General features: G+C 64.0%; 22 protein-coding genes. 15 read left to right on the forward strand and 7 right to left on the reverse strand.

The window, feature by feature from the left end:
- The coding region (locus PSV33_RS07765) for a helicase C-terminal domain-containing protein (protein ID WP_300560364.1) at positions 1–218 on the forward strand (218 nt) is incomplete at its 5' end.
- 191 nt (positions 219–409) lie between these two features.
- Here PSV33_RS07765 and PSV33_RS07770 read toward each other — a convergent pair.
- From PSV33_RS07770 to PSV33_RS07790, 5 genes are all read right to left on the reverse strand, one after another.
- Positions 410–787: a CBS domain-containing protein gene (locus PSV33_RS07770; protein WP_300560366.1), complete on the reverse strand. Its 378-nt coding sequence runs from the start codon at positions 785–787 to the stop codon at positions 410–412.
- Positions 784–3,276 carry a phosphoenolpyruvate synthase gene (ppsA, locus tag PSV33_RS07775; RefSeq protein WP_300560368.1) on the reverse strand — a complete coding sequence of 831 codons (2,493 nt, stop codon included), beginning with the start codon at positions 3,274–3,276 and terminating at the stop codon, positions 784–786. The genes PSV33_RS07770 and ppsA overlap by 4 nt, the downstream gene beginning before the upstream one ends.
- A 246-nt stretch (positions 3,277–3,522) precedes the next feature.
- Positions 3,523–4,473: a 1-phosphofructokinase family hexose kinase gene (locus tag PSV33_RS07780; RefSeq protein WP_300560370.1), complete on the reverse strand. Its 951-nt coding sequence runs from the start codon at positions 4,471–4,473 to the stop codon at positions 3,523–3,525.
- A gap of 43 nt (positions 4,474–4,516) precedes the next feature.
- Entirely contained in the window at positions 4,517–7,591 is a 3,075-nt protein-coding gene (locus tag PSV33_RS07785; protein WP_300560372.1) for an FAD-binding and (Fe-S)-binding domain-containing protein, read from the reverse strand.
- Positions 7,592–7,598: 7 nt separating this feature from the next.
- A complete protein-coding gene (locus tag PSV33_RS07790) occupies positions 7,599–8,294 on the reverse strand; it encodes a GntR family transcriptional regulator (RefSeq protein WP_300560374.1) in 696 nt (231 codons plus the stop codon).
- 114 nt (positions 8,295–8,408) lie between these two features.
- On the opposite strand from PSV33_RS07790, the gene PSV33_RS07795 reads away from it, so the two are divergent.
- From PSV33_RS07795 to PSV33_RS07810, 4 genes are all read left to right on the forward strand, one after another.
- The gene (locus PSV33_RS07795; protein ID WP_300560377.1) at positions 8,409–9,629 is read left to right on the forward strand and encodes an aminotransferase class V-fold PLP-dependent enzyme; all 1,221 of its coding nucleotides are present in this window, start codon (positions 8,409–8,411) and stop codon (positions 9,627–9,629) included.
- A 133-nt stretch (positions 9,630–9,762) separates the two neighbouring features.
- Positions 9,763–10,731 carry a tripartite tricarboxylate transporter substrate binding protein gene (locus PSV33_RS07800; RefSeq protein ID WP_300560379.1) on the forward strand — a complete coding sequence of 323 codons (969 nt, stop codon included), beginning with the start codon at positions 9,763–9,765 and terminating at the stop codon, positions 10,729–10,731.
- Positions 10,732–10,918: 187 nt separating this feature from the next.
- Entirely contained in the window at positions 10,919–12,118 is a 1,200-nt protein-coding gene (locus tag PSV33_RS07805) for a CoA transferase (protein WP_300560381.1), read from the forward strand.
- Positions 12,115–12,903, forward strand: a complete 789-nt coding sequence (locus PSV33_RS07810) for an enoyl-CoA hydratase/isomerase family protein (protein ID WP_300560382.1) — start codon at positions 12,115–12,117, stop codon at positions 12,901–12,903. Before PSV33_RS07805 ends, PSV33_RS07810 begins: the two co-directional genes overlap by 4 nt.
- A gap of 146 nt (positions 12,904–13,049) precedes the next feature.
- Here PSV33_RS07810 and PSV33_RS07815 read toward each other — a convergent pair whose 3' ends face one another.
- Entirely contained in the window at positions 13,050–13,949 is a 900-nt protein-coding gene (locus tag PSV33_RS07815) for a LysR substrate-binding domain-containing protein (RefSeq protein ID WP_300560383.1), read from the reverse strand.
- Between the two features lie 183 nt (positions 13,950–14,132).
- Here PSV33_RS07815 and PSV33_RS07820 point away from each other — a divergent pair, with 183 nt between their 5' ends.
- The 8 genes from PSV33_RS07820 (at position 14,133) to PSV33_RS07855 (ending at position 23,037) form a co-directional block, all read left to right on the forward strand.
- The gene (locus PSV33_RS07820) at positions 14,133–15,014 is read left to right on the forward strand and encodes a MaoC family dehydratase N-terminal domain-containing protein (RefSeq protein ID WP_300560385.1); all 882 of its coding nucleotides are present in this window, start codon (positions 14,133–14,135) and stop codon (positions 15,012–15,014) included.
- A 142-nt stretch (positions 15,015–15,156) separates the two neighbouring features.
- A complete protein-coding gene (locus PSV33_RS07825) occupies positions 15,157–16,326 on the forward strand; it encodes an acyl-CoA dehydrogenase family protein (protein WP_300560386.1) in 1,170 nt (389 codons plus the stop codon).
- 131 nt (positions 16,327–16,457) lie between these two features.
- Positions 16,458–17,648, forward strand: a complete 1,191-nt coding sequence (locus PSV33_RS07830) for a CaiB/BaiF CoA-transferase family protein (protein ID WP_300560388.1) — start codon at positions 16,458–16,460, stop codon at positions 17,646–17,648.
- Positions 17,649–17,715: 67 nt separating this feature from the next.
- Entirely contained in the window at positions 17,716–19,080 is a 1,365-nt protein-coding gene (locus PSV33_RS07835; RefSeq protein ID WP_300560390.1) for an MmgE/PrpD family protein, read from the forward strand.
- Complete coding sequence (locus tag PSV33_RS07840) at positions 19,077–19,931, forward strand: CoA ester lyase (RefSeq protein WP_300560392.1); 855 nt, start codon at positions 19,077–19,079, stop codon at positions 19,929–19,931. The genes PSV33_RS07835 and PSV33_RS07840 overlap by 4 nt, the downstream gene beginning before the upstream one ends.
- 243 nt (positions 19,932–20,174) lie before the next feature.
- On the forward strand, positions 20,175–21,185 hold the full coding sequence (locus tag PSV33_RS07845; protein ID WP_300560394.1) for a TRAP transporter substrate-binding protein: 1,011 nt from the start codon (positions 20,175–20,177) through the stop codon (positions 21,183–21,185).
- A 41-nt stretch (positions 21,186–21,226) separates the two neighbouring features.
- Positions 21,227–21,763 carry a TRAP transporter small permease gene (locus tag PSV33_RS07850; protein ID WP_300560396.1) on the forward strand — a complete coding sequence of 179 codons (537 nt, stop codon included), beginning with the start codon at positions 21,227–21,229 and terminating at the stop codon, positions 21,761–21,763.
- On the forward strand, positions 21,760–23,037 hold the full coding sequence (locus PSV33_RS07855; protein ID WP_300560398.1) for a TRAP transporter large permease: 1,278 nt from the start codon (positions 21,760–21,762) through the stop codon (positions 23,035–23,037). The genes PSV33_RS07850 and PSV33_RS07855 overlap by 4 nt, the downstream gene beginning before the upstream one ends.
- A 184-nt stretch (positions 23,038–23,221) precedes the next feature.
- Here the strand turns inward: PSV33_RS07855 and nth are convergent, their stop codons facing one another.
- Positions 23,222–23,863 (reverse strand): endonuclease III, encoded by a 642-nt coding sequence (nth, locus tag PSV33_RS07860; RefSeq protein ID WP_300560400.1) that lies wholly within the window; start codon positions 23,861–23,863, stop codon positions 23,222–23,224.
- 320 nt (positions 23,864–24,183) lie between these two features.
- Here nth and PSV33_RS07865 point away from each other — a divergent pair, with 320 nt between their 5' ends.
- Complete coding sequence (locus tag PSV33_RS07865; RefSeq protein ID WP_300560402.1) at positions 24,184–24,645, forward strand: cache domain-containing protein; 462 nt, start codon at positions 24,184–24,186, stop codon at positions 24,643–24,645.
- A gap of 174 nt (positions 24,646–24,819) precedes the next feature.
- Positions 24,820–25,744: HAMP domain-containing protein (locus PSV33_RS07870; RefSeq protein ID WP_300560404.1), on the forward strand; the 925-nt coding region annotated here is incomplete at its 3' end.

Genomic DNA, 25,744 nt, shown 5'->3' on the forward strand with positions numbered 1-25,744 from the left:
AGACCAGTTTCGGCAAGGGGTACGACTACACCTACCTGTACCCGGGGCTGCAAAAAGTGGTGCAGGCCGCAGGCCGGGTGATCCGTACCGAATCCGACCAGGGCGTGGTCTACCTGATTGACGACCGTTATGCGCAGGCGCAGGTGCGTGAACTGTTTCCGGGCTGGTGGAAGGTTGGCTACCAGCAGGCGCGTTTGCCGCCGCAGCGCGCTGCGTGAGCCGGTTGCTCGAAAAGAAACAGTAAAAAATGGCACCAGCCCAGAGGGGGCGGTCGCAACCAGCTATGAAATGTATAGCGTGCATCAGCCGGAATACAGCCGAAGCATGGTGCCCAAAGCGTTATCCTTGAGATAGCTGCAGGCCGCAACCCGGCGCGCTTGCGGGTCGACGGCCAGCTGCGGTGTGGCGGTCAGGTGACGAAGGTGCGCACGAAGTCGAGCGATGACACGACGCCCCGGATCTCATTGCCCTCGGCCACCACCACGTGGTGGATGTGGCCCTCTGTCATCAGCCTGGCCACTTCTGCAACCGTCGCGTCCGGACGCACGGTGACCGGCTTGTAGGTGCACAGCTGCCATGCGCTGACCTTGGGGGCGGTTTTGCCCTCGGCATGCGCACGCAGCAGGTCGGCACTGCTGATCACCCCCAAGACCACGCCGCTGGCGTCAACCACCGGCACCCACGACAGGCCCTTGGCCACCAGCGTCGCTTCCACGGCCTGCAGCGTGTCGTCCGGACCGACCTGGGTCAGCTCGTGGCGCATCAACGATGAAATGGTCTGGCTCATGACGGGCTCCTGGCGGAGGTCGATGGTGTGGCTGGGGTGGAAGAAGTGGAAGAAGTGGAAGAGGGCCGCGCTGAGCTGCGCGGTGCACGTCCCAGCCGGGCTTCCACGGCCAGCACGTCGACCGTGACCTTGATCAGTGTATCGGGCGTGACGCTGATGGCGTCGATACCGAGTTCCACCAGGTATTGCGCGATCTCGGGATAGTCCGAGGGCGCCTGACCACAGATGCCGACGTGGCGCTGGTTGCGGTGCGCGCCTTCAATGGTCTGGCGGATCATCTCCTTGACGCCCGGGTCGCGCTCGTCGAAGTCGAAGGCCACGATGTCCGAGTCGCGGTCCACGCCCAGCACCAGCTGCGTCAGGTCGTTGGAGCCAATGGAAAAACCATCGAACAACCGGGCAAAGGCGTCGATCTGGATCACGTTGTTGGGGATCTCGCACATCACGTAGATCTCCAGCCCATCCACGCCGCGGACCAGGCCGTGGCCGGCCATGGCCTGCAACACGCGTTCGCCTTCCTCGACACGGCGACAAAACGGGATCATCAGCTTGACGTTGACCAGGCCCATCTCATCGCGCACGCGTTTCATTGCCGCGCATTCGAGGGCGAAACCCTCGGCGTAGGCCGGATGTGCGTAGCGCGAGGCGCCGCGAAAGCCGATCATGGGGTTGGCCTCGGCCGGCTCGAACCAGCGCCCGCCGAGCAGGCTGGCGTACTCGTTGGTCTTGAAGTCGGACAAACGCACGATGACCGGCTTGGGATAAAAGGCGGCGGCAATCATCGCCACGCCTTCAGACAGCTGGCGCACGAAATAGTCGGCCGGCCTGGCATACGAACGCGTGAGGTGGGCGATCTGCTCGCGCACCGCTGCGTCGTCGACTTTCTCAGGGTGCACCAGCGCCATCGGGTGCGCGCGTATGTGTTCGGCAACGATGAACTCCATGCGCGCCAGGCCCACACCGTCATTGGGCAGCAGCGCGGTCTGGAAGGCGGTGTCCGGGTTGGCGATGTTGACCATCAGGTGTGTCTGCGGCCGTGCCAGGCCCGCCACATCAATGCTGCGTTTGGTGAACGGCAGCAGGCCGGCGTAGACCCGTCCCTCGCTGCCTTCGGCGCAGGACACCGTGATCTCGTCGCCGGTGCGGATGGCGGTGGTGGCATGGCCGCAGCCGACCACGGCCGGAATGCCCATTTCCCGCGCCACGATGGCCGCATGGCAGGTGCGCCCGCCGCGGTTGGTCACGACGGCAGAAGCGATCTTCAGTACCGTGCCCCAGTCCGGCATGGTGGTGTCCGCTACCAGCACCTCGCCGGGCTGGAACTGATTGAGCTCGCTGATGCTGCTGATCACGCGCGCCCGTCCCGTGGTGATGGCACCGCCCACGGCACGGCCGCTGATGCAGAGTTTGCCCTTGCCGTCCAGCCGCCAGGTGTCCACCGTGCCGGGCGTCTTGCGTGAGGCCACGGTTTCGGGGCGGGCCTGGACGATGTAGAGCTTGCCGTCGATGCCGTCCCTGGCCCATTCGATGTCCATCGGCGTGGCATGCCCGGCCTTGCGGCTGTAGTGGTCCTCGATGCGGACGGTGGTGTCGGCCAGTTCCAGCACCTCCTCGTCGCTGATGCAATATCGCGCCTGGTCCTCCGGCGGCGTCGGCAGGTTGTGCGTGGTCCCGCTGCCTCCGGCCTGCGTGTAGACCATGCGGATTTCCTTGCCCCCCAGCTTGCGCCTGAGCACCGCGCGGTGCCCCTGCTTCAGCGTGGGCTTGAACACGTAGAACTCGTCCGGGTCGACCGTGCCCTGCACCACGTTTTCGCCCAGGCCCCAGGCGCCGGTGATGAACACGACGTCGCGAAACCCGGTTTCGGTGTCGATCGAAAAGATGACCCCACTGGAGGCGCGATCCGAGCGCACCATCTTCATCACGCCGACCGATTGCAGGACACTGAAATGATCGATGCCGTTTTCAACGCGGTAAGCGATGGCGCGGTCATTGAACAGACTGGCAAAACACCGACGGACCGCTTCGAGCAGGCTGTCCAGGCCGGCCACGTTCAGAAAAGTGTCGTGCTGCCCGGCAAAGCTGGCGGTGGGCAGGTCTTCGGCGGTGGCCGAGCTGCGCACGGCCAATGTCAGCTGCTCGCCATATTCGGCCCGCAGGCGCTCATGCGCGGCGGCGATTTCTGCCACAAGATCGTCTGGCAGCACGGCACCTTGGACGATCTCACGCGCCCGCAGCGCGCGTCGCGCGAGGTCATCGACATCCTGCACGTCCAGGCCGTCGAGTGCCTCATGCAGGCGCGGCAGGGCGCCGGACTGCGCCAGCACATGACGGTAGGCCTGCGCCGTGACGGCAAAACCATTGGGCACCCGCACGCCCTGCGCGCCGAGCTCGCGCACCATTTCGCCCAGCGAGGCATTTTTGCCGCCCACCAAAGGGACATCGGCGATGCCCAGCTCCGAAAACCAGCGTATATAAGGTGTTGTCATGAGTGCGGACGCGCGCGCCATCTCCTGTGCCTGTTTTTCGCCTACGGAAGCGCTGAATAAGTCCTTGCGGAGGCGCGGCAGCCGGATCGGGATGGGATGCAAGGCGGATTTCGCAGCCAATAGCTGGCTATTGGCAAGAAATTCAACGCAGCAGGCCGCCCGAGCCCGGCTGATCGCGCGCCGCAGGGGACTTGTTCAGCGCTTCCCTACGGTAGACGCCGGCCGCCGCGACCGCCTTGCGCCAGATCAAGCGCCGGCCGGTGTGACGATCACTTCCCTGGCAAGGCGTTCCACATCGGCCGGCTGGCACAGCGCGGTGCCGGCCGACAGCAGCGCGGCTGTAGCGGACCCCATGGCGTATCGAAAAGCCTGCGCCAGATCGGTCTGCCGGCTCAGTGCCCAGACCAGACCGCCGACAAAACTGTCGCCCGCGCCTATGGTGCTGGCTACGCTGACCGGTACGGCGCTGGCCCGCAGCGCCTGATCGGCGGTGACCAGCAGGGCGCCTTCCTCCCCGAGCGACAGCGCCACAATCTGCGCCTGCCCGGCGCTGATGATGGTGCGGGCCGCAGCCAGCCGCTGCGTGTCGGTCTCCAGCGGCAGGCCGGTGAGCTCGCGCAGCTCGCGCAGGCTGGGCTTGATCAGGTACACACCTTCGGCCAGCGCGGCTGCGAGTGCGGCGCCCGAGCTGTCCAGCACCACGCGGCTGCCCCGCTTGCGCGCCAGCTGCGTGAGCTGCGCATAGAAGTCAACCGGCACGCCGGGCGGCAGGCTGCCGCTGGCCACCAGCCAGGGCAGCGGCTCTGTCAGGGCGCTGACAAAATCCAGGCAGGCTTGCCACTCGGTCGGGTTCAGGGTCGGGCCGGGCAGCACAAAACGGAAGTCCCGCCCGCTGGCCGTTTCGTGGACATGAAAACTCTCGCGGGTTTCACCGGCGATGGCCAGGCACTGGCTGCGCACCTGCTCCTGGTCCAGCAGCTGGCTCAGCCTTTGCCCATTCATGCCGCCGGCCGGGTACAGCGCCAGGCAGTTGCTGCCGAGCCGCTGCAACACGCGGGCCACGTTGATGCCGCCGCCACCGGGATGGTATTGCGCGGCGGCGCAGCGCAGCTTGTGCGTGTCCGTGACCTTCTCCGTGGACGTTGACACGTCCAGGGCGGGGTTCATGGTGAGGGTCAGGATGTCAGGGCTGCGCATCGCCGCCACTGTACTCCGGACTGCATGCCAATCGGAGCCGGCGTCAGGCCCGCAGCTGCTGGGCCATCAGCACCGCCACGTGAATCGCTTCGCGCTGCGCGCCGTCGCGGATCTGGTGGCGGCAACTGGTACCGTCGGCCACCACGATGGCATCGGGCTGCTGGCGCACGGCGGGCAGCAGGCTCAGTTCGGCCATCTGCATGGAGACCTCGTAATGGTCCGCCTCGTAGCCGAAGCTGCCGGCCATGCCGCAGCAACTGGACTCGATCAGCTCGGGCTTTGCACCGGGGATCAGCTTGAGGACGTCGATGATGGGATTGACCGCACCGAAGGCCTTCTGGTGGCAGTGGCCATGCAGCAGGATGGCGCGTCCCACCGGCTGCAGCCTGGCCTTGAGCTGGTCGAGCTTGCCGGCTGCGGCCTCGCGGGCCAGAAATTCCTCGAACAGCAAGGCCTGGTCGCTGATGGTCTGGGCCGCGTCACCCAGGCCCATCACCAGCATCTCGTCGCGCATGGTCAGCAGGCAGGACGGCTCCAGTCCGACGATGGCGATGCCGCGCTCGGCAAAGGGCAGCAGGGTGGCGACCAGTTCCCTGGCCTTGGCCTTGGCTTCATCGACCATGCCGCTGGCCAGGTAGGTCCGGCCGCAACACAGGTGCTTCCCATCTGCTACTGTTTTGATAGCTACGTGCGTAGTGTAGCCGGCGGCTTGCAGCACTTTTAATGCTGAAGTTGCATTGTCCGACTCGAAGTGACCATTGAAGGTGTCGACAAACAGCACCACCGGCTTGCTGGCGGCCAGCACCTCTTCGCGCGTCGCGCTCACCGGGGGACGGTTGAAAAACGTGTGCCGTTTCCACTGCGGCAAGGTGCGCCTGGCCGACAAGCCGGTGAACCGCTCGCTGAGTGCGGCCAGACCGGGAACCCTGTCGCGTAGATTCAGCAAGGGTGCAAGGCGACTGGCCCAGTGCGCGTAGTCCGGCAGGTACGCGACCAGCTTGTCCTTCAGCGTGTAGCCATGTTTCGCCTTGTAGTGGTGCAGAAACTCGACCTTCATTTTTGCCATGTCCACGCCGGTCGGGCAGTCGCGCTTGCAGCCCTTGCAGCCCACACACAGATCCAGCGCGTCCTTGACCGTTTCGCTGGTGAAGGCGGCGGCGGCATTCATGCCTTCGAGCTGCCCTGAAAGCGCCAGGCGCAAGGTGTTGGCGCGGCCGCGTGTCAGGTGTTGCTCGTCGCGCGTCACGCGGTAGCTGGGGCACATGGTGCCAGCGTCAAACTTGCGGCAGTGGCCGTTGTTGTTGCACATCTCGACGGCCTTGGACAGGCCCTGGGCCGGGTCGCCGCCGCTTCCCGGTGCGCTGGTCAGCTCGGTGACCGGGTCGTTCTGCACGTCCCAGGCGCGCCAGTCGAGCGCGGTCTGGATGGGGATGACCTTGTAGCCGGGGGCAAAACGCATCAGCCGCGTGTCGTCCATCTTCGGCGGGTTGATCATGCGGCCCGGGCTCAACAGGTTGATCGGGTCCATGGCCTGTTTGATGGCCGCGAACGCCGCGTTGATCTGCGGGCCGAACTGCCACTGGATCCACTCGCCACGGCACAGGCCGTCGCCGTGTTCACCGCTGTAGGCGCCCTTGAACTTGCGCACCAGCTCGGACGCTTCCTCGGCAATCGCGCGCATCTTGGGTGCGCCCTCGCGCCGCATGTCCAGGATGGGGCGCACATGCAGCGTGCCGACCGAGGCGTGGGCGTACCAAGTGCCCTTGCTGCCGTATTTGCGGAAGACCTCGGTGAGCGCGTCGGTGTATTCGGCCAGGTGCTCCAGGGGCACGGCGCAATCCTCGATGAAGCTGACCGGCTTGCCGTCACCCTTGAGGCTCATCATGATGTTCAGGCCGGCCTTGCGCACTTCCCAGAGGTTTTTCTGAGGTGCGTCGTCAGTCATCTCGACCACCGAGTCGGGCAACAGCAGATCGCCCATCAGTTCGCCCAGGCGCTTCAGGTGGGGCAGCAGGTCCGTCTTGCTAGCTCCGGAAAACTCGACCAGCAAGATGGCCGCTGGCCGGCCGATCAGCGCGCTGCGTATGGTCGGCGCAAAGGCCGGGTTCTGCAGTGACAGGTCGATCATGGTGCGATCCACCAGCTCGACCGCCGTCAGGCTGCCACCACCGATTTTGACGATGTGCTGCGCGGCGTCCATGGCGCGGTAAAAGGTCGGAAAATTCACCACACCCAGCACCTTGGCCCTGGGCAGTTCAGCCAGTTGCAGCGTCAGCGATTTTGTGAGCGCCAGCGTGCCCTCACTGCCTATCAGCAGGTGCGCCAGGTTGACCGAGCCGTCGGCGGTGTAGGGCCGTTCGCTCTGCGGGTCGAAGATGTCCAGGTTGTAGCCGCCGACGCGGCGCATGACCTTGGGCCACATCCGGTGGATGGCCGGGTGCAGCTCCTCGGCCAGCGAGCGCACATGGTTGCCCAGTTCCCGCGCCTTGCCGCTGCTGGCCGCGTAGGGGCCCAGCTGCAGCAGCTCGCTGTTCGATGTCCAGGCCTGCACACCCAGCACGTTGTGCACCATGTTGCCGTAGGCGATGCTTCGGCTGCCGCAGGAGTTGTTGCCGGCCATGCCGCCCAGCGTCGCCTGCGCGCTGGTGGAGACGTCCACCGGGTACCAGAGGCCATGCTTCTTGAGCGCGGCGTTCAGGTGGTCCAGCACGATGCCGGGTTCGACCTCGGCCGTCCGCTTGTCCATATCCACATCGATGATGTTGCGTATGTGTTTGGCATGGTCGATGACCAGGCCGGCGCCCACGGTCTGGCCGCACTGGCTGGTACCCCCACCGCGCGGAACAATCGGCACGCCCATGTCGCGGCAGATGTCGAGTGCAGTCTTGATGTCAGGCGCGCTGCGCGGCACAAAAACGCCGACCGGCATCACCTGGTAAATCGAGGCGTCGGTGGCGTAGCGGCCGCGATCGGCAGTGGAAAAAAGAACCTCGCCACGGGTTTCGCTGGCAAGCCGGGCGGCCAGCAGGCCGGCCACTTCGTTGCTGATGCGGGCGACCTTGTCGTAAGCGCGTGCCGCAGTTTCCTGCGTGACTTTCAGGGGCAGGGGGGCGTTCATCGCGTGTTCATGCCTTGGCCGGTGTCTGGCGCTCCGATTGGGCCGCGCGCAGTTGTTCGATGACCACGCTGAGCTTGTTGCCCAGATGGCTGGCCAATACGGCGCGCATGGCGACCGGGTCGCGCGCTGTGAGCGCATCAATCATCATTTCATGTTCTTTCACGGCGGCGCGCCATTTGTCGCCGTCCTGGTTGGAGCGAAAGCGCAGGGCCTGCAGGCGCGCATTGACCTGCTGGTAGGTGGCCGAAAGCACCGGATTTTTTGCTGCGGCATTGATGGCCGCGTGGATGGCGGCATTGAGCCGGTAATAGGCGGGCAGGTCGCGGCGGGTGTACGCGGCCATCATCTCGTAGTGCATGGCCTTGATCTCGGCCAGTTCGGCATCGGTAATGCGCTGCGCCGCCAACTCCCCCGACTGCGCTTCCAGGCCCGCCATGACTTCAAAGGTGTGGCGCACGTCGTCTTCGGTCAGTTCCACGGCAATGGCGCCGCGATTGGGCAACAGCTCCACCAGGCCCTCGGCTGCCAGCATCTTGATGGCTTCGCGCAGCGGCGTGCGTGACACCTTGAGCACTTCGGCGAGCTCGCGTTCGTTGAGTTTGGCGCCCGGTGCGATGCGGTTTTCCACCAGCATCTGGCGCAGGCGGTGCGCCACCTGCTCATGCAGGGCCGCGCGTGGGATGGCAATGATTTCGGCAGTCATGAACAAATTTTGTATGCAAAAACAAGGTATGTCAAATTCAAATATAGGGATAAAGTGGTTGACAAATGAATTTTGTATGCAAAAAATGAGGGCAATCCATGGAGCACCTGAAATATGCTGACGCTTGACTTCCACCCCACTGGCCGCCACTTCCTGCAAATCCCCGGGCCGTCGCCGGTGCCGGACCGCATCCTGCGCGCGATGAGCCTGCCCACCATTGACCACCGCGGCCCCGAGTTCGGCGCGCTGGGCCTGAAGGTGCTCGCCGACATCAAGAAAATCTTCCAGACCAGACAGCCGGTGATGATTTACCCGGCCTCCGGCACCGGTGCCTGGGAAGCGGCCCTGGTCAACACCCTGAGCGCCGGCGACCAGGTGTTGATGTACGAAACCGGCCACTTTGCCGCGCTGTGGCAAAAGCTCGCCGTGCGCCTCGGCCTGAAGACCGAGGTGATGACTGATCCGGGCGCTGAAGTCTGGCGCCACGGCGTGCGCGCCGACCTGATCGAGGAGAGGCTCAAGGCCGACACCCAGCATGGCATCAAGGCCGTTTGTGTGGTGCACAACGAAACCTCCACCGGCGTGACCAGCAACATTGCCGCCGTGCGCAAGGCCATCGATGCCGCCAGACACCCGGCGCTGCTGCTGGTGGACACCATCTCCGGCCTGGCCTCGGCCGAGTACAAGCACGACGAGTGGGGCGTGGACGTCAGCATCAGTGGTTCGCAAAAGGGCTTGATGCTGCCGCCCGGTATCAGCTTCAATGCGGTGTCCCTCAAGGCGCTGGAAGCCAGCAAGACCGCCACACTGCCCAAGGCCTTCTGGGCCTGGGACGAGATCATCGAGATGAACAAGACCGGCTACTGGCCGTCCACACCCAACACCAACCTGCTTTACGGCCTGAATGAAGCCTGCGACATGTTGCTTGAGCATGGGCTGGACGTGGTGTTTGCGCGCCACCAGCGCTGGGCCGAAGGCGTGCGCGCCGCGGTGCGCGCCTGGGGCCTGCAAATCCAGTGTGCCGATGCATCGGTGTATTCGCCCATCCTGACCGGCGTGATGACGCCCGAAGGTGTGGACGCCGACGCGGTACGCAAGATCATTTACGAGCGTTTCGACTGCTCGCTGGGCACGGGTTTGGGCAAGGTCAAGGGCAAGATGTTCCGCATCGGGCACCTCGGCGACTGCAACGACCTGACCTTGATGGCCGCGCTCTCGGGCTGCGAGATGGGCCTCAAGATCGCCGGCGTCAAGCTGGCCGGCTCGGGGCTCCAGGCCGCGATGGATCATTTTTCCAGCCACGCTGCCGTCGTGCCCCTGCGAAAGGCAGCCTGACAGCCGTTTTTTTCGCTTCTTCCGTTTTTTCCGCTTTTCCCGGTTTTCATACCTTTCTCTTTTCTGCTTTTCTGCTTTTCCGCGCATCCGCTTCCCCCTGACGATTTCAAAAACAACCCACTGGAGACAAACCATGCAACGCAGAACACTTGTGACCGCCGGCGCCGCGGCGCTGGCCTTCCCCTCATTGATCCTCGCGCAGAACCTGCCCACCGGACCGGTGCGCATCATCGTCGGCTTCGCGCCCGGCGGCGGCACCGACATCCTGGCGCGCGTGATTGGCCAGAAGCTCGGAGAGATGTGGAAGACGCAGGTCATCGTCGAGAACAAGGCCGGCGCTTCCGGCACCATCGCCGCCGACTATGTGGCCAAGCAGCCCGGCGACGGCGCCACGCTGTTGATGGCGCACATCAACAGCCAGGCCATCACGCCTGCGCTTCAGAAGGTCAACTACGATGCAGCGAAAGACTTTCAGCCGGTGGTGCTGGTTGGCGTCACGCCCAATCTGCTGATCTGCAACGAGAATCAGCCCGCCAAGACCGTCAAGGACCTGGTCGAGCTGTGCCGCGCCAATCCGGGCAAGATCAGCTTCGGCTCGGCCGGCACCGGCAGCGCGCAGCACCTGGCGCTGGAAATGTTCATGCTGGCCGCCAGGGTCAAGGCCATCCACGTGCCGTACAAGGGCTCGGGCCCCATGCTCACCGACCTGATTGGCGGCACCATCCAGTACAGCTTCGACACCATGACCGCGGCCACACCGCACGTCAAAAGCGGCAAGGCGATTGCGATTGCGCAGACGCGCCAGCAGCGTGTGCCGGCCTACGCCAACGTGCCGACCATGGCCGAGTCCGGCTTCCCCGGCTTCGAGGCGACGACCTGGTACGGGTTGGCCGGCCCCGCGAAGATGCCTGTGGCCATGGCCAAACGCATGAACGAAGACATCAACAAGGTCATGCTGATGCCCGACGTGATGGAAAAGCTGGCTGCTTCCGGCGCCCAGGATGGCGGCGGTTCGACCGAAAAGTTCGGCGACTTCATGCACGCCGAGCAGATCAAGTGGGCCAAGATCATCAAGGACGGCGGGGTCAAGGCAGAGAGTTGACTCCCCCCCGATAGGGCCTTCGGCGCCCGGCACCCCCGCCAGAGGCGGCGGCCCTTCGCAGCTGTCCAGTCCTGCGCAGGCAGGCCTGGAGCCGCGGCTTCTCAGCCCCTCAGGGGGCGCCATCTGCGGCCCGGCTAAGCCGGTTCCGCGCTGGCACTGAAACGGAAAAGCGAACGGAACATCCCAGATGAGAAAACTTCCCCTTGAGGGCGTGAAAGTCCTGGACATCAGCCAGGTGATGGCCGGCCCCTACGCCTGCATGCTGCTGGCGGACATGGGGGCCGACGTGATCAAGATCGAGCCGCCGGGCAGCGGCGACCAGACGCGCGGCGCCATGGGTTTCAAGATGAAGGGGCCGGATTCACTCGGTTTCCTGAACATGAACCGCAACAAGCGCAGCGTTGCGCTCAACCTCAAGTCGGAGGCGGGCAGGGCGGTGCTGCTGCAGTTGGTGAAAGAGGCTGACATCCTGCTGGAGAACTACCGCCCCGGCGCGATGAAGAAGCTGGGTCTGGGTTACGAGGTCCTCAAAGAGGTGAATCCGCGGCTGGTCTACACCAGCATCTCGGGTTTTGGCCAGACCGGGCCCTGGGCCGACCGCCCTGGCTTTGACCTGATGGCGCAGGCCATGTCCGGCGTGATGAGTGTCACCGGTTATCCCGGCGGTCCGCCGGTGAAAGCCGGCGTGCCGGTGGCCGACATCGGCTGCGCGCTGTTCGCCGTGTATGCCACCCTGTCGGCCTACATCGGCGCCAAGGCCAGCGGCCAGGGCCAGCATGTGGATGCCTCGCTGTTCGACTCGGCACTGGCCTTTTCGGTCTGGGACATCTGCGACTACTGGGGCACGGGCAAGGAGCCCGAGCCCTTGGGTACCTCGAACAAGATGACCGCGCCCTACCAGGCGATGGCCTGCTCGGATGGCTACTTCGTGATGGGTGCGAACAACCAGAAGCTCTGGCTGCAGCTGTGCAAGCTGATGGGCCGCGAGGAGCTTCTGGCTGACGAGCGCTTTTCCACCATCTCGCTGCGCCTGGCGAACCGGCATGCGCTGGAGGTGGAGCTGGAAAAATCCTTTCGTCTCCAGCCCAAGGACTACTGGGTGTCCACCTTCCTGGAAGCCGGCATTCCCGCCGGTCCCATCCTGACCTATCCCGAAGCCTTCGGCAGCGACCATGCCAAGGCCCGTGAGATGCGCATGGAGATCGACCATCCGGTGGAAGGCAAGGTGCCCAACATTGGTTTCGCGGTGAAGATGTCCGGCACGCCGCAGCAGGTGCGCCGCCATCCGCCGCGCCTGGGCGAACATACGGCCGAGGTGTTGACCGAGATGGGCATCGACGCCGAGGCGCAGGTCCGGCTTGGCGAACAGGGGGCTTTTGCAGCATGAGCGAGCTGAATGACAAAGGCAGCGTCCATCTGGCCATCAGCGCCGGCGTGGCCTCGGTGGTATTCGATCGCCCCGCCGCGCGCAATGCCATGACATGGGCCATGTACGAACGGCTCAATGAGATCTGCGAACAGCTCAAAGGCGACCCCGCGGTGAGGGTCGTGACCTTTCGCGGGGCCGGTGGCCAGGCCTTTGTCGCCGGCACCGACATCGAGCAGTTCACCACCTTCGGTAGCGGCGAAGACGGGGTCGCCTACGAAAAGCAGATTGACGAGTGCATCGCCCGACTGGAGTCGTTGCCCATGCCCACGGTCGCTGCTATTGACGGCTGGACCATAGGCGGCGGGCTGGCGATCGCCACGGCCTGCGACTTCCGCATCGCCACACCTGGCTCGCGTTTTGGCGTGCCAATTGCCAGAACCCTGGGTAACTGCCTGTCAGTGGCCAACCTGGCGCGGCTTTGTGCGGTGTTCGGCATCCCACGCGTCAAACGCATGCTGATGCTGGCCGAGGTGTTGACTGCCGACGAGGCACTGGCCTGCGGGTTTCTCACGCAGGTCAGCGCGGCTGGCGAGATCGACGCGGCGCTGGCCAGCCTGTGCCAACGCCTGGCAGCGCTGGCGCCCGTGACCCAGAGCGTCAGCAAGGAAGGCCTGCGCCGTCTGGTCAATACCGGCCTGCCACCTGACGAGGACCTGATCCGGCGCTGTTACGGCAGCGACGATTTTCGTGAGGGTGTGCAGGCGTTTGTGGCGAAAAGAAGCCCGGTCTGGAAAGGGTCGTAGGGGGAGACACGCACTTCAAAGCCAGAAAGGCTGTTATTCCGGCCTTGAGGAGCCTGCCCCGGACGCCGGTCCGGGGGAGCCATGCCGCATGCTTCACTGCCCTGGCCCGCGAGGCATGGGTGGCGGGTCCGGCCCGCAATGACCACTCAGGCACCGTCGCGGTAGTGCGCACACAGGGTTTCGATCAGCGACTCGGCGTAGCGGGGCAGCGACTCGCGGTTGCGCACCAGGATGTAACGCTCCCGCACACTCCAGGTATCCGTCAGCTCGATCAGGGCGATGCCCATGGCGGCCTGGTTGCGCCGTGCAGCCGATTCCGGAACGATGCCGACGCCCACCCCCGCGCCAATCATGCGGCACATCGCGTCAAAGCTCGAAAGCTGGATGCGCAGTTTGAGCGGCTTGCCCAGGGCCTCCACCACCTGCGCCAGGAAAGTCTGCAGCGTGCTGCCTGATTGCATGCCGACCTGGTCATCGTCCAGGGTTTCGGCGAAGGCAATTTTCTTGCGGCGCGCAAAACGGTGGCTTCTGGCGGTCGCCAGCACCAGGCGGTCGGTGCTGAAATGGATGGCCTGCAGGCCCAGCGTGTCCACCTGGCCGGCCACGATGCCGATGTCGGCGCGGCCGTCGAGCACACCGCGTGCGATCTCGGGATTGGGTTTTTCCTGCAGGTCAATGTTGATTTTCGGGTTGTCCGCCAGAAAGCCGGGCAGGATTTCCGGCAGGAAGTCCGTGACCGCGGTGGTGTTGGCAAACACCCGCAAATGCCCGCGCAGGCCGCCGCCATATTCCTGCAGGTCGGTGCGCAATTGCTCGGCCTGCCGCAGCACCCCGCGCGCGTGGAACAGAAAGGCCTCCCCGGGCGGCGTCAGGCGCACGCCCCGTGCCTCGCGGTAAAGCAGGCTCAGGCCCGACTGCGCCTCAAGCGATTTGATGCGCGCGCTGGCTGCAGCCAGCGAGAGGTGCTGGCGCCCGGCGGCACGGGTCATGTTGCCTTCCTCGGCGGTGGCCACAAAAAGCCGCAGGTCCGTCAGGTCGAATTGCATGGCAGCATGCTACCGCAAGTCAGTCGAGCCTTCTGTGCAGACGAAGCCTTGCGACCTGCGGTCTCCGGTGGAAATTGGTAAATCCGAGTGTCACGGAGGGATTTAAGGCTTCGGAATCAACGAAGGCTGGCTGTTGAAATGGCTGATTGCTTTATGCGCGGCACTGCGCCACCATCCCACACCATGACTGCAGACATCCGGACGATAGACGCCGCCACGCTGGCCCATCTGCAAAGCTGGGTGGGCCGCACTGAAACCCTGGTAGACGACATCACGGCCGCGCCGCTGCGCGGGCTGTCGGCCACGCTGGACCGGGAGGACCCGCCGCCTGTGGCCGGCACTGCCGTGCCGCCGCTGTGGCATTGGCTGTACTTTTTGCCGCAGCCGCGTCGTTCGGAGATCGGGCCGGACGGCCACGCCCGACGCGGCGGCTTTCTGCCGCCCGTGCCGCTGCCGCGCCGCATGTGGGCGGGGGGGCGGCTGCAGTGGCACCAGCAGACGCTGTGGGTCGGCGATGCGGTCAAGCGTGTCTCGCGCATCGAGTCGGTCACCCACAAGGCCGGGCGCACGGGTGACCTGGTGTTTGTGCTGGTTCGCCACGAGATTCACAATGCGCAGGGCCTGAGCCTCAGCGAAGAACACGACATCGTCTACCGGGCCAACCCCCAAGCCGGTGATCCGGTGCCGTCGCCCCAGCCGGCCGTCAAAGAGGCGACCTGGACTGAAACCGTCACGCCCGACGACGTGATGCTGTTCCGTTATTCGGCGCTGACCTTCAACGGCCACCGCATTCATTACGACCGGCGTTACGTCACGGAGGTCGAGGGCTACCCCGGCCTCATTGTCCATGGCCCGCTGATCGCCACCTTGCTGGCGGAACTGGTGCGCAAGAACATGCCCGGCACCCGCCTGCTCAAGTTTGAATTCCGGGCCGTGCGCCCCGTGTTCGACCTGTGGCCCTTCAAACTGCACGGACTGCCGTCGGCCGACGGCAAGAGCGTCAGCCTCTGGACCGAAGACCATGAGGGCTGGCTCACCATGCAGGCCACAGCCACCCTGGTCTGAGGCTGGAGAAACATCGACCCCCTTTTTGTCATTGCGGACTTGATCCGCAATCCATGCCGGCACACCTGCGTGGATGGTCAGCAAAGCATGGATCCCGGATCAGGTCCGGGATGACACCAGATTTCAACCGTAGAAACCTTTCATGAAAACACAAATCCCCACCCCCGACGCCTACCAGGACATGCGCGAGGCCCTGCGCGGCATGCTTGCATCGTTTGACTCCGCTTACTGGCAGAAAGTCGACCACGAGCGCGGCTACCCCGAAACCTTTGTCAACGCCCTGACCGAAGCCGGCTGGCTGGCCGCACTGATTCCCGCTGAATACGGCGGCTCCGGCCTGGGCCTGGCGGAAGCCTCGGTGATCATGGAAGAGATCAATTTCGCCGGCGGCAATGCCGGCGCCTGCCACGGTCAGATGTACAACATGGGCACTTTGCTGCGCCACGGCTCGGACGCGCAGAAAAAACTTTACCTGCCCCGAATCGCCAGCGGCGAGTTGCGCCTGCAATCGATGGCCGTGACCGAGCCGACCACCGGCACCGACACCACACAACTCAAGACGACCGCGGTGAAGAAGGGGGACAAGTACGTGGTCAACGGCCAGAAGGTCTGGATCTCGCGCATTCAGCACTCTGACCTGATGATTCTGCTGGCCCGCACCACGCCGCTGGCCGAGGTGAAGAAAAAATCCGAGGGCATGTCGATCTTCATCGTCAACCTCAAGGACGCGATCGGCCACGGCATGGCGGTGCAGCCGATCGCCAACATGGTCAACCACGAGACGAATGAAGTCTTTTTCGACAATCTGGAAATTCCCGCGGAGAACCTGATCGGCGAAGAGGGCAAGGGGTTCAAATACATTCTTGATGGTCTCAACGCAGAGCGCACGCTGATTGCCGCCGAATGTATTGGCGACGCCTACTGGTTTGTCGACAAGGCGCGCAAGTACGCGAGCGAACGCGTGGTCTTCAACCGACCCATCGGGCAGAACCAGGGCGTGCAGTTCCCGATTGCCGACAGCTATATCGAAACCGAAGCCGCCAACCTGATGCGCTTTCGGGCCTGCGAGCTGTTCGACGCCGGCAAGCCCTGCGGCGCCGAAGCCAACATGGCCAAGTACCTGGCCGCGAAGGCGTCGTGGGAAGCGGCCAACGTGTGCCTGCAAACCCACGGCGGCTTTGGTTTTGCCAATGAATACGACGTGGAACGCAAGTTCCGCGAGACCCGGCTGTACCAGGTGGCACCGATTTCCACGAATCTGATTTATTCGTATGTGGCGGAGCATCTGCTCGGGTTACCGAGGTCGTTCTGAACTGCGTTGGCTGAAGAGATGAACCCTTCTCCGATCCCCGTTGTCGTGGTTTGCCGGCCAACAGACGCGTGCAGACAACAAGCGCTCGATCAGACACGTGCCCGAAGCACAAGCTACCCGACGGATACGCAATGACTCCACAAACAAGACCCCTCGACGGCATCACCGTCATCTCCCTCGAACACGCCATCGCCGCGCCGTTCTGCACCAGACAGCTCGCCGACCTGGGCGCTCGCGTGATCAAGGTCGAGCGTCCCGGTGTCGGTGACTTTGCGCGGGCGTATGACCAGCGTGTGGATGGCATGGCCTCGCACTTTGTCTGGGTGAACCGCTCCAAGGAAAGCCTGACACTGGACTTGAAGCAACCCGCCGCACTGGCCGTACTCAAACAGCTGCTGGAAACTGCCGACGTGCTGGTGCAAAACCTCGCGCCGGGTGCGGCCGCGCGCATGGGCCTGGGCTTTGACGAGTTGAGCAAGACATTGCCGAAGCTGATCGTCTGCGACATTTCTGGCTACGGTGACAACGGCCCCTACCGCGACAAAAAGGCCTACGACTTGCTGATCCAGAGCGAAGCCGGCTTCCTGTCAGTGACCGGCACACCCGACGAGCCCAGCAAGGCCGGCAACTCGGTCGCCGACATTGCCGCCGGCATGTATGCCTACAGCAGCATCCTGGCCGCGCTGCTGCAACGCGGCAAGACCGGCCGGGGCTCGCACATTGACGTCTCCATGCTCGAGTCGCTGGCGGAGTGGATGGGTTACCCCATGTATTACGCCTACGGCGGTGCCACACCGCCGCCGCGCAGCGCTGCCTCCCACGCGACGATTTATCCCTACGGCCCGTTTGCGGCCGGTGACGGCGGCACCGTGATGCTCGGGCTGCAGAACGAACGTGAATGGGTGGTTTTCTGCAAGCTCGTGCTGCAGCAGCCCGGTCTGGCGACCGACGCGCGTTTTGACAGCAATGCACGGCGCAACGAACACCGTGATGCACTCAAGGCGATCATTCTCACGGCGTTTGCAGGCATGAGCACCGCCGAGGTGACCGCCCGGCTCGACGAGGCGCAGATTGCCAACGCCCGCATGAACAGCATGGCCGAACTCTGGGCGCATCCGCAGCTCAAGGCGCGTGAGCGCTGGCGCCAGGTGGCTTCGCCGGTCGGTGATATTCCCGCGCTGCTGCCGCCAGGCCGCATCAACAGCTTTGACTACCGCATGGACCCCATCCCCGCCGTTGGCCAGCACACCCGCGCCATCCTGCAGGAACTGGGGCAGGGCGATGACGCGATTGCCGCGCTGCAGCAGACGGACGCTATCTAATTCATAGCTGTTTGCGCTTTATCCATAAGGGCTGGCGCCTGATCTTCCTTAAATATACGAACTCACCATGAGCAACACACCCACCGCCCAACTCGCCGCCTTCGCCGCTGGCCTGACATTCGACGCCATTCCTGCGCCCGTCGTGCGCAAGGCTGAAGACCTGCTGGTCGACTGGTTCGGCTCGGCGATTGCAGGCAAGGGCTCGCGCCCGGTGGAAACCATCACCCGTTTTGCCGCCAGCATGGGGCCCACCGGCGGTGCGGCCGAAGTGCTGATCAACCGCGGCCGGACCAGCGCCTACTTTGCCGCCATGGCCAACGCGGCCGCCTCGCATGTCGCCGAACAGGACGACGTGCACAACGGTTCGGTGTTTCACCCCGCCACGGTGGTGTTTCCGGTGGCGCTGGCGATGGCGCAGACGTTCGGCAGCAGCGGCCGGCAGCTGCTCACCGCCGCCGTCGCCGGTTATGAGGTAGGCATCCGTGTCGGGGAATTTCTGGGTCGCTCGCACTACAAGGTGTTTCACACCACCGGCACTGCAGGCACCTTGGCCGCGGCCGCCACGGCGGGCAGCCTGCTGGGCCTGAGCCCGGCGCAGATGCAGCACGCCTTCGGTTCGGCCGGCACGCAGTCGGCCGGGCTCTGGGAGTTTTTGCGCACGGCCGCCGATTCCAAACAGCTGCACACCGCGCACGCTGCAGCCGCCGGCCTGATGTCGGCCTGCCTCGCGCTGGACGGTTTCACTGGTGCGGCGCAGATTCTCGAAGGACCCCAAGGCATGGCCGCCGGCATGTCCAGCGATGCCGATCCCGCCAGGCTGACCGCCGGCCTTGGCGCTCGCTGGGCCACCGCAGAGACCTCGTTCAAGTACCACGCGTCCTGCCGCCACACCCACCCGGCGGCCGATGCATTGCTGCAGGTCATGCAGGCGCACCAGCTGGCGCCCGCCGACATCGCCAGTGTGGTCACCCATGTGCACCAGGGCGCCATCGACGTGCTGGGCCCGGTGCTGGACCCGGCCACGGTGCACCAGAGCAAGTTCTCCATGGGCACGGTGCTGGCGCTGGTTGCACGTTTCGGCCACGCCGGCCTGGTCGAGTTCGACAAACATTTTCGCGAAGATGCCACCACGGTCCTGCGTGACCGGGTCACGATGTTGCTGGACGCCGAAGTGGACGCCGCCTATCCGCAGCGCTGGATTGGCAAGGTCACCGTCACCACCACGGACGGCCGCGTGCTGCAGGGCAGGGTGGACGAACCCAAGGGCGACCCCGGCAACACCCTGAGCCGTGAAGAGATCACCGCCAAAGCCTTGCGGCTGGCCGCCTTCAGCGGCGGCGCAACGCCGGGCGATATGCAGTCAGCGGTCGATTCCCTGTGGCAGGTCGCGTCGTGGCCGCGTGTGGGCCCGCTGCTGGAAGGCAAGGCATGACCGGGTCTGCCAGCCAGCCATTGGCGCTGGCCCGCTCCTTTCTGTTCGTGCCTGCCACCCGGCCCGATCGTTTTGCCAAGGCGCTGGCCTCGGGTTCGGACGCCGTCATCATTGACCTCGAAGACGCGGTCGCCCCCGGCGAAAAGGCGCAGGCGCGGCAACTGCTGGCGCAGGCCTGGCCGGGCCTTGCACCGCAAGGGCGCGCGCGCATGCTGGTGCGTGTGAATGCGGGAAACACCCCCTGGCATGGCGATGACCTGAACCTGCTGGGCGTGCTGGGGGTGGCCGGTGTGGTGCTGCCCAAGGCGGAACATGCGGCCCAGCTCTCGCACGTCGCGGCAGTACTCGGCCCCGCGTGTGCGCTGGTCCCGTTGATCGAATCAGTCGCCGGTCTCGATGCCGCCGACGCACTTGCGCGCAGCCCCCAGGTGCTGCGGCTGGCCTTTGGCAACATCGACTTCCAGGCCGACGCCGGCCTGGCCTGCGGTCCGGACGAGGCTGAACTGACGGCGGTGCGACTGGCCTTGCTGCTGGCCACGCGCCGCGCGCAGCTCCCTTCGCCGATCGACGGGGTGACAGCCGACACGCAGGACGCGGCTCAGCTTGCGCACGATCTGCTGCGCAGCCGCCGCGGTGGCTTCGGGGCCAAGCTGTGTATTCATCCCTCGCAGGTGGCGGCAGTCAATGCGGCCTTCACGCCCAGCGCCTCCGACATCGACTGGGCGCGGCGCGTGCTGGCTGCCAGCGAGGCCGCAGGCGGTGGTGTGGTCAGCCTGGAGGGCCGCATGGTGGACATGCCAGTGCTGCTGCTGGCGCAACGCACATTGGCCCGCGCAGGCCAGGGGCACTGAAGTGCGGAACATGCCTGAGAAGGGTTTGTCCGAATGTTTTCTGGAGCCATTCGCCGCAAGATGGAGCCTGTACCCCCAATCTGCGACAAGAGACATTTCCCCAGAGGGGAGATCCGGCCCGACCCTGCTGCAAAACCATGCCCGGGCATCGGTTTGTACGTATGGCGATTGAGCGCTGACAAGTCTATATTCCCACACAGACGGATGCTCAATTCGCACTCTTTTTTTTAACCAGGAGACATCATGAAAACCATCCACCGTTTGCGTCGCACCCTTCTTGCCACGGCCCTTGCTGCGGGTGCGCTGGCACTGCCGTTCGCCGCTTCGGCCCAGGCACCCATCGTCATCAAGTTCAGCCACGTGGTGGCCGAGCAGACGCCCAAAGGGCAGGGCGCACTGAAGTTCAAGGAACTCGCCGAGAAAAAACTCCCTGGCAAGGTGCAGGTGCAGGTGTTCCCCAGCTCGCAGCTGTTCGGTGATGCCAAGGAACTCGAGGCGCTGCTGCTCGGTGACGTGCAGTTCATTGCGCCTTCGCTGTCCAAGTTTGACCGCTACACCAAGAAGATCCAGGTCTTCGACCTGCCTTTCCTGTTTGACGACATCGAGGCGGTGGACCGCTTCCAGTCCGGCCCGCAGGGCAAGGCGCTGCTGGAGTCCATGAGAGGCCGTGGCCTGCTCGGCCTGGGCTACTGGCACAACGGCATGAAGCAGCTGTCCACCAACAAGGACAAGCTGGTCCGGCCCGGTGACGTCAAGGGCCTGAAGTTCCGCATCCAGGCTTCCGATGTGCTGGAAGCGCAGTTCCGCGCGCTGGAATCCAATCCGCAGAAGATGGCTTTCGCCGAGGTCTACCAGGCCCTGCAGACCGGCGTGGTTGATGGCCAGGAAAACACCTGGTCGAACATCTACTCGCAGAAGTTCCATGAAGTGCAGAAGACCATTGCCGAGACCAACCACGGCGTGATCGACTACATGGTTGTGACCAATGTCAAATGGTGGGACGGCCTGCCGGCTGACGTGCGCAAGGGTCTGACCGAAGCCATGACCGAAGCCACCGCGTACGCCAACAAGCTGGCGCTGGACATCAATGAAGCCGACCGCAAGAAAATTGCAGACGCGGGCAAGGCCAAGATCCAGAAGCTGTCCAAGGACGACGTGGCGGCCTGGCGCAAGTCCATGGAGCCGGTGTGGAAGAAGTTCGAAGGCGACATCGGGCGTGACCTGATCGACGGCGCCCTGAAGTCCAACAAGTAACCACAAGGAAAGGGCCCGCCTGGCGGGCCCTTTGTACATCTATGCGCTGGCTGGAACATTTGGAGGAGGGTCTGATCACCTTCCTGATGGCGGCAATGACCCTGGTCACCTTCATGCAGGTGATTGCACGTTACGTTTTCAACTACAGCTTTGTCTGGGCGCTGGAACTCACCGGCGTCATGTTTGCGTGGCTGATTTTTGTGGGCATGTCTTACGGCGTGCGCGTCGGTGCCCACATCGGCGTCGATGCGGCGGTCAAGCTGCTGGGCAAACGCCCGGCCCGCGTGATCGAGTCGATCGCCGCCTCGCTTTGCATTGCATATGCACTGATTGTGGCTTTCGGAAGCTACCAGTATGTCTACAAAATTTACAGTGTCGGCATCCTGATGCAGGACATTCCCATCCAGACCTGGATACCCCGCATCATCCTGCCCCTGGGTTTCCTGCTGCTGGCGTTCCGCTTTGCGCAGGTCCTGTGGCGGCTGGCCAGCGGCCAGGAGGTCCACCTGCTCGGTGACGAAGCCAAGGATGCGCTCAAACTCCAGGAAGATCCAGCCGTCGGCGAGGTGCGTTCATGACCATTGCCACACTGTTCATCCTGCTGCTGGTCTTCATGACGCTGGGCATGCCGATCGCGGTCGCGCTGGGCCTGTCGTCCATCCTGACCATTCTGGTGTTTGCCCAGGACTCGCTGGCCTCGCTGACGCTCAAGCTGTTCGAAACCTCCGAGCTCTACACCCTGCTGGCCATTCCGTTTTTCATTCTTGGCGGCAACTTCATGACGACCGGCGGCGTGGCGCGGCGCATGATTCGTTTCGCCAATGCCTGCATCGGGCACTTTCGGGGTGGCCTGGCCATGGCGTCGGTGCTGGCCTGCATGTTGTTCGCCGCAGTGTCGGGCTCCTCGCCAGCCACGGTCGTCGCAGTTGGCGCCATCGTGATTGCCGGCATGGTCAAGGCCGGCTATCCGCAGAATTTTGCGGCGGGGGTCATCTGCAACGCAGGTACGCTCGGCATCCTGATCCCGCCATCCATCGTGATGGTGGTGTACGGCGCCGCCACCGAAACGTCGGTCGGCAAGCTCTTCATGGCCGGCGTCATTCCGGGCCTGCTGCTCGGGTTGATGCTCATGGTGGCCATCTATGTGCGTGCCCGCATGCTGAACCTGCCGCGCCAGCCGCGCGCCCCTCTGGGCGAGATCCTGAAGGCCGGCCGTGACTCGCTCTGGGGCCTGTTGCTGATCGTCATCATTCTGGGCGGCATCTACGGCGGCATCTTCACGCCGACCGAAGCGGCGGCTGTGGCCGCGATCTACGCCTTTTTCATTGCCGTGTTCGTTTACCGCGACATCGGCATGAAAGAGGTGCCCAGGGTGCTGCTGGATTCCGGCAAGGTCACCATCATGCTCATGTTCATCGTGGCCAATGCGCTGCTGTTTGCGCATGTGCTGACGACTGAACGCATTCCGCAGACCATTGCCGAAACCATCATCGGCTGGGGCATGCCGGCCTGGCAGTTCCTCGTGGTGGTCAACATCCTGCTGCTGATTGCCGGCATGTTCATGGAGCCGACCGGCATTATCCTGATCATGGCGCCCATCCTGTTTCCCATTGCCACACAGCTGGGCATTGACCCCGTTCACCTGGGCATCATCATGGTGGTGAACCTGGAGATAGGCATGGTGACGCCGCCGGTAGGGCTGAACCTGTTTGTCACCGCGGGCATCACCAAAATGTCCATTCTCGGTGTGGCGCGCGCGGCCCTGCCGTGGACGCTGGTGCTGTTGCTGTTCCTGATGATCATCACCTACGTGCCGGCCGTCACCATGTTCCTGCCCAACATGCTGTTCTGAGCCCCGCCGGACCCGCCGGCCAACCGACCAACGCCGCCCCCTCCGGGCGGCGTTTTTCATGGAAGTTTGATGTCAAATCGGCCTCCAGCCCAGGCGGGATAAGCGCGAGCAGCTATAAAAACAGGAGTGTCTCGTTCCGGGCCGGTCATCGCGGAGCCAAGGCGCCCGCCATGGCCCCCCGGCCTCAGCCCGGCTGCGGCGTCTTCGGCGTGTAGTCGCAATACGGCGCCACTGCGCACTGCCAGCACAGCGGTTTGCGCGCCAGGCACACATAACGCCCGTGCAGGATCAGCCAGTGGTGCGCGTCCACCAGATACTCCGGGGGAATGCGCTTGAGCAGTTTCAGCTCGACTTCCAGCGGCGTCCTGCCCGGCGCCAGCCCGGTGCGGTTGCCCATGCGGAAGATATGCGTGTCTACCGCCATGGTCGCCTCGCCGAACGCCGAGTTGAGCACCACGTTGGCGGTCTTGCGGCCCACGCCGGGCAGGGCCTGCAGTGCCTCGCGGCTACGTGGCACCTGGCCGCCGTGTTGGTCCACCAGCAAGCGGCAGGCTTGCATCAGGTGTCTGGCCTTGCTGCGGTACAGCCCGATGGTCTTGATGTAGCCCTCCAGCCCCTCCTGGCCCAGATCCAGGATTTTCTGCGGTGTGTTGGCCACCGGGAAAAGTTTGCGTGTCGCCTTGTTCACGCTCACGTCGGTGGCCTGGGCGCTCAGCAGCACGGCCGCCAGCAGTTCAAACACGCTGCTGTATTCCAGTTCGGTCACCGGCAGGGGGTTGGCGGCTTTGAGCGTGGCAAAAAACGGGGCAATGTCGGCGGTTTTCATGACCTGCAGTGTATGGCGTGCCTGGGTGAGGCTGGCTTCACAGCGTCCATCTGGCCGGGCCGGCCGGCAGGGCGGTGGCGACCTAAGTGAAAACCCTTGGGTGCCTACATATTCCCAAAGGATTGCCGTAATGCATGGAGTCAGCAGAGAACAAGCTGTCAGGTGGGGTGGCTGCGTACAGAACCAGTCAGGAGCAGGCCTCTTGTCGGGAGAAGGCAGGCGAGGTGGATCTCCTGGTGATTGCTCGCAGCGCACGGGGGAAATGGGTTTTACAAGTCGTCCGGCTACCCGGATTTTTAAGAGATCAAGGAAATTTCATCATGAAAAAATTGTTTCAAGGAATCGTGGTCGCCCTGTTGGCGCTGTCGTTCAACATGGGTGCCCTGGCCACCGCCGACAAGGGGTCGGCCGAAGAGGCCACCGCGCTCGTCAAGAAAGCAGCCGCGTACATGAAAACCAACGGCAAGGAAAAAGCCTTCGCCGAAATCAACAACCCCAGCGGCCAGTTCAAGGACCGCGATCTGTACATCACCGTTCTTGACATGAACGGCAAGGTGCTGGCTCATGGCGCGAATGCCAAGCTCATCGACAAGAACCTCATCGAACTCAAGGATGTCGATGGCAAGTATTTCGTCAAGGGTTTTGTCGAAGTTGCCGGCGGCAAGGGCAAGGGCTGGGTCGATTACAAATGGCCCAATCCCATCACGAAGGCCGTCGAACCAAAGTCGTCCTACGTCGAAAAGGTCGACGACATGATCTTCATGGGCGGCATCTACAAGTAAGAACCCACCGGCTCGCATGACCGGCGCCATGCCACCGGATGGCGGCGTCCGGCATGCGGCGGCACCGGCTTTTTAGTGAATTGACATGGAGAGGAGGGGTTGGTCCCAACCGCTCCTTTGGCGTTGCATGCCTGCTTTCCCAGGAATCAACAGTGCGTTAGTTTTGGAGTGATCATGAATTTACGTAGTTTGCGTATCGGCGCGCGTCTTGGAATCGGGTTCGGCATCATTCTGATGATTCTCGTCCTGGTGCTCGTCATCAACACCTGGGTTGGCCTGAAAAACAGGACTGCATTGATCGAGGGGCTGGAGAAAGCCAACGCGAGAAGCGCATTGGCCGTCACCATGCGCAGCGCCCTGCTCGAAGGCGGGATCGCCATACGCAACATCGCCCTCCAGTCAGATGTCGGCGCCATGCAGACGCAGGAGGCGCGGGGCAAGGCCGAGCGCAAGCGTTCCGCGCAGGCACGTGACAAGCTGCTGGCCACCGACCTTTCTGAAGCCGAAAAGAAAGTCGTGGCCGAGATTGCGCGACTCGACAAGGAAATCGAAGCGCCCTTCGCCGAGGCGGTCGCACAGGCCCTGGCGTTCGATCCCGAAGGCGCGGCAAAAATCATTGCCGGCCGCATTGAACCGGCGCACCAGAAAGCGATGACCGAGATCAACAAGCTGGTGGAACTGGAGCAAGCCAACGTCAGCGCAACACTGGATGAAGCCGTGGCCGCCGGAAAGCAGTTGACGGTTCTGCTGTTTGGTCTGGGCCTGGCCGCACTGACCATCGGCGCTGCGTTGGCCTGGGTCTTTACCCGAAGCATCACGCATCCGCTGCGCCAAGCCCTGTTGCTGGCGCAAGCCGTGGCTGGCGGCGACCTGACATCGCGGGTCAAGGTGACAGGCAAGGATGAGGTCAGCGATCTCATGCAGGCCCTGAAAGACATGAACGACAGCCTGGCCAAGGTCGTCGGCAACGTCCGCAGCGGCACCGACACCATCGCCACGGCAAGCAGCCAGATCGCCGCCGGCAACCACGACCTCTCGTCCCGCACCGAAGAGCAGGCCAGCTCCCTGGAAGAGACCGCAGCGTCGATGGAAGAGCTGA

Source organism: Polaromonas sp., assembly GCF_029945895.1.
GTDB lineage: Bacteria > Pseudomonadota > Gammaproteobacteria > Burkholderiales > Burkholderiaceae_C > Polaromonas.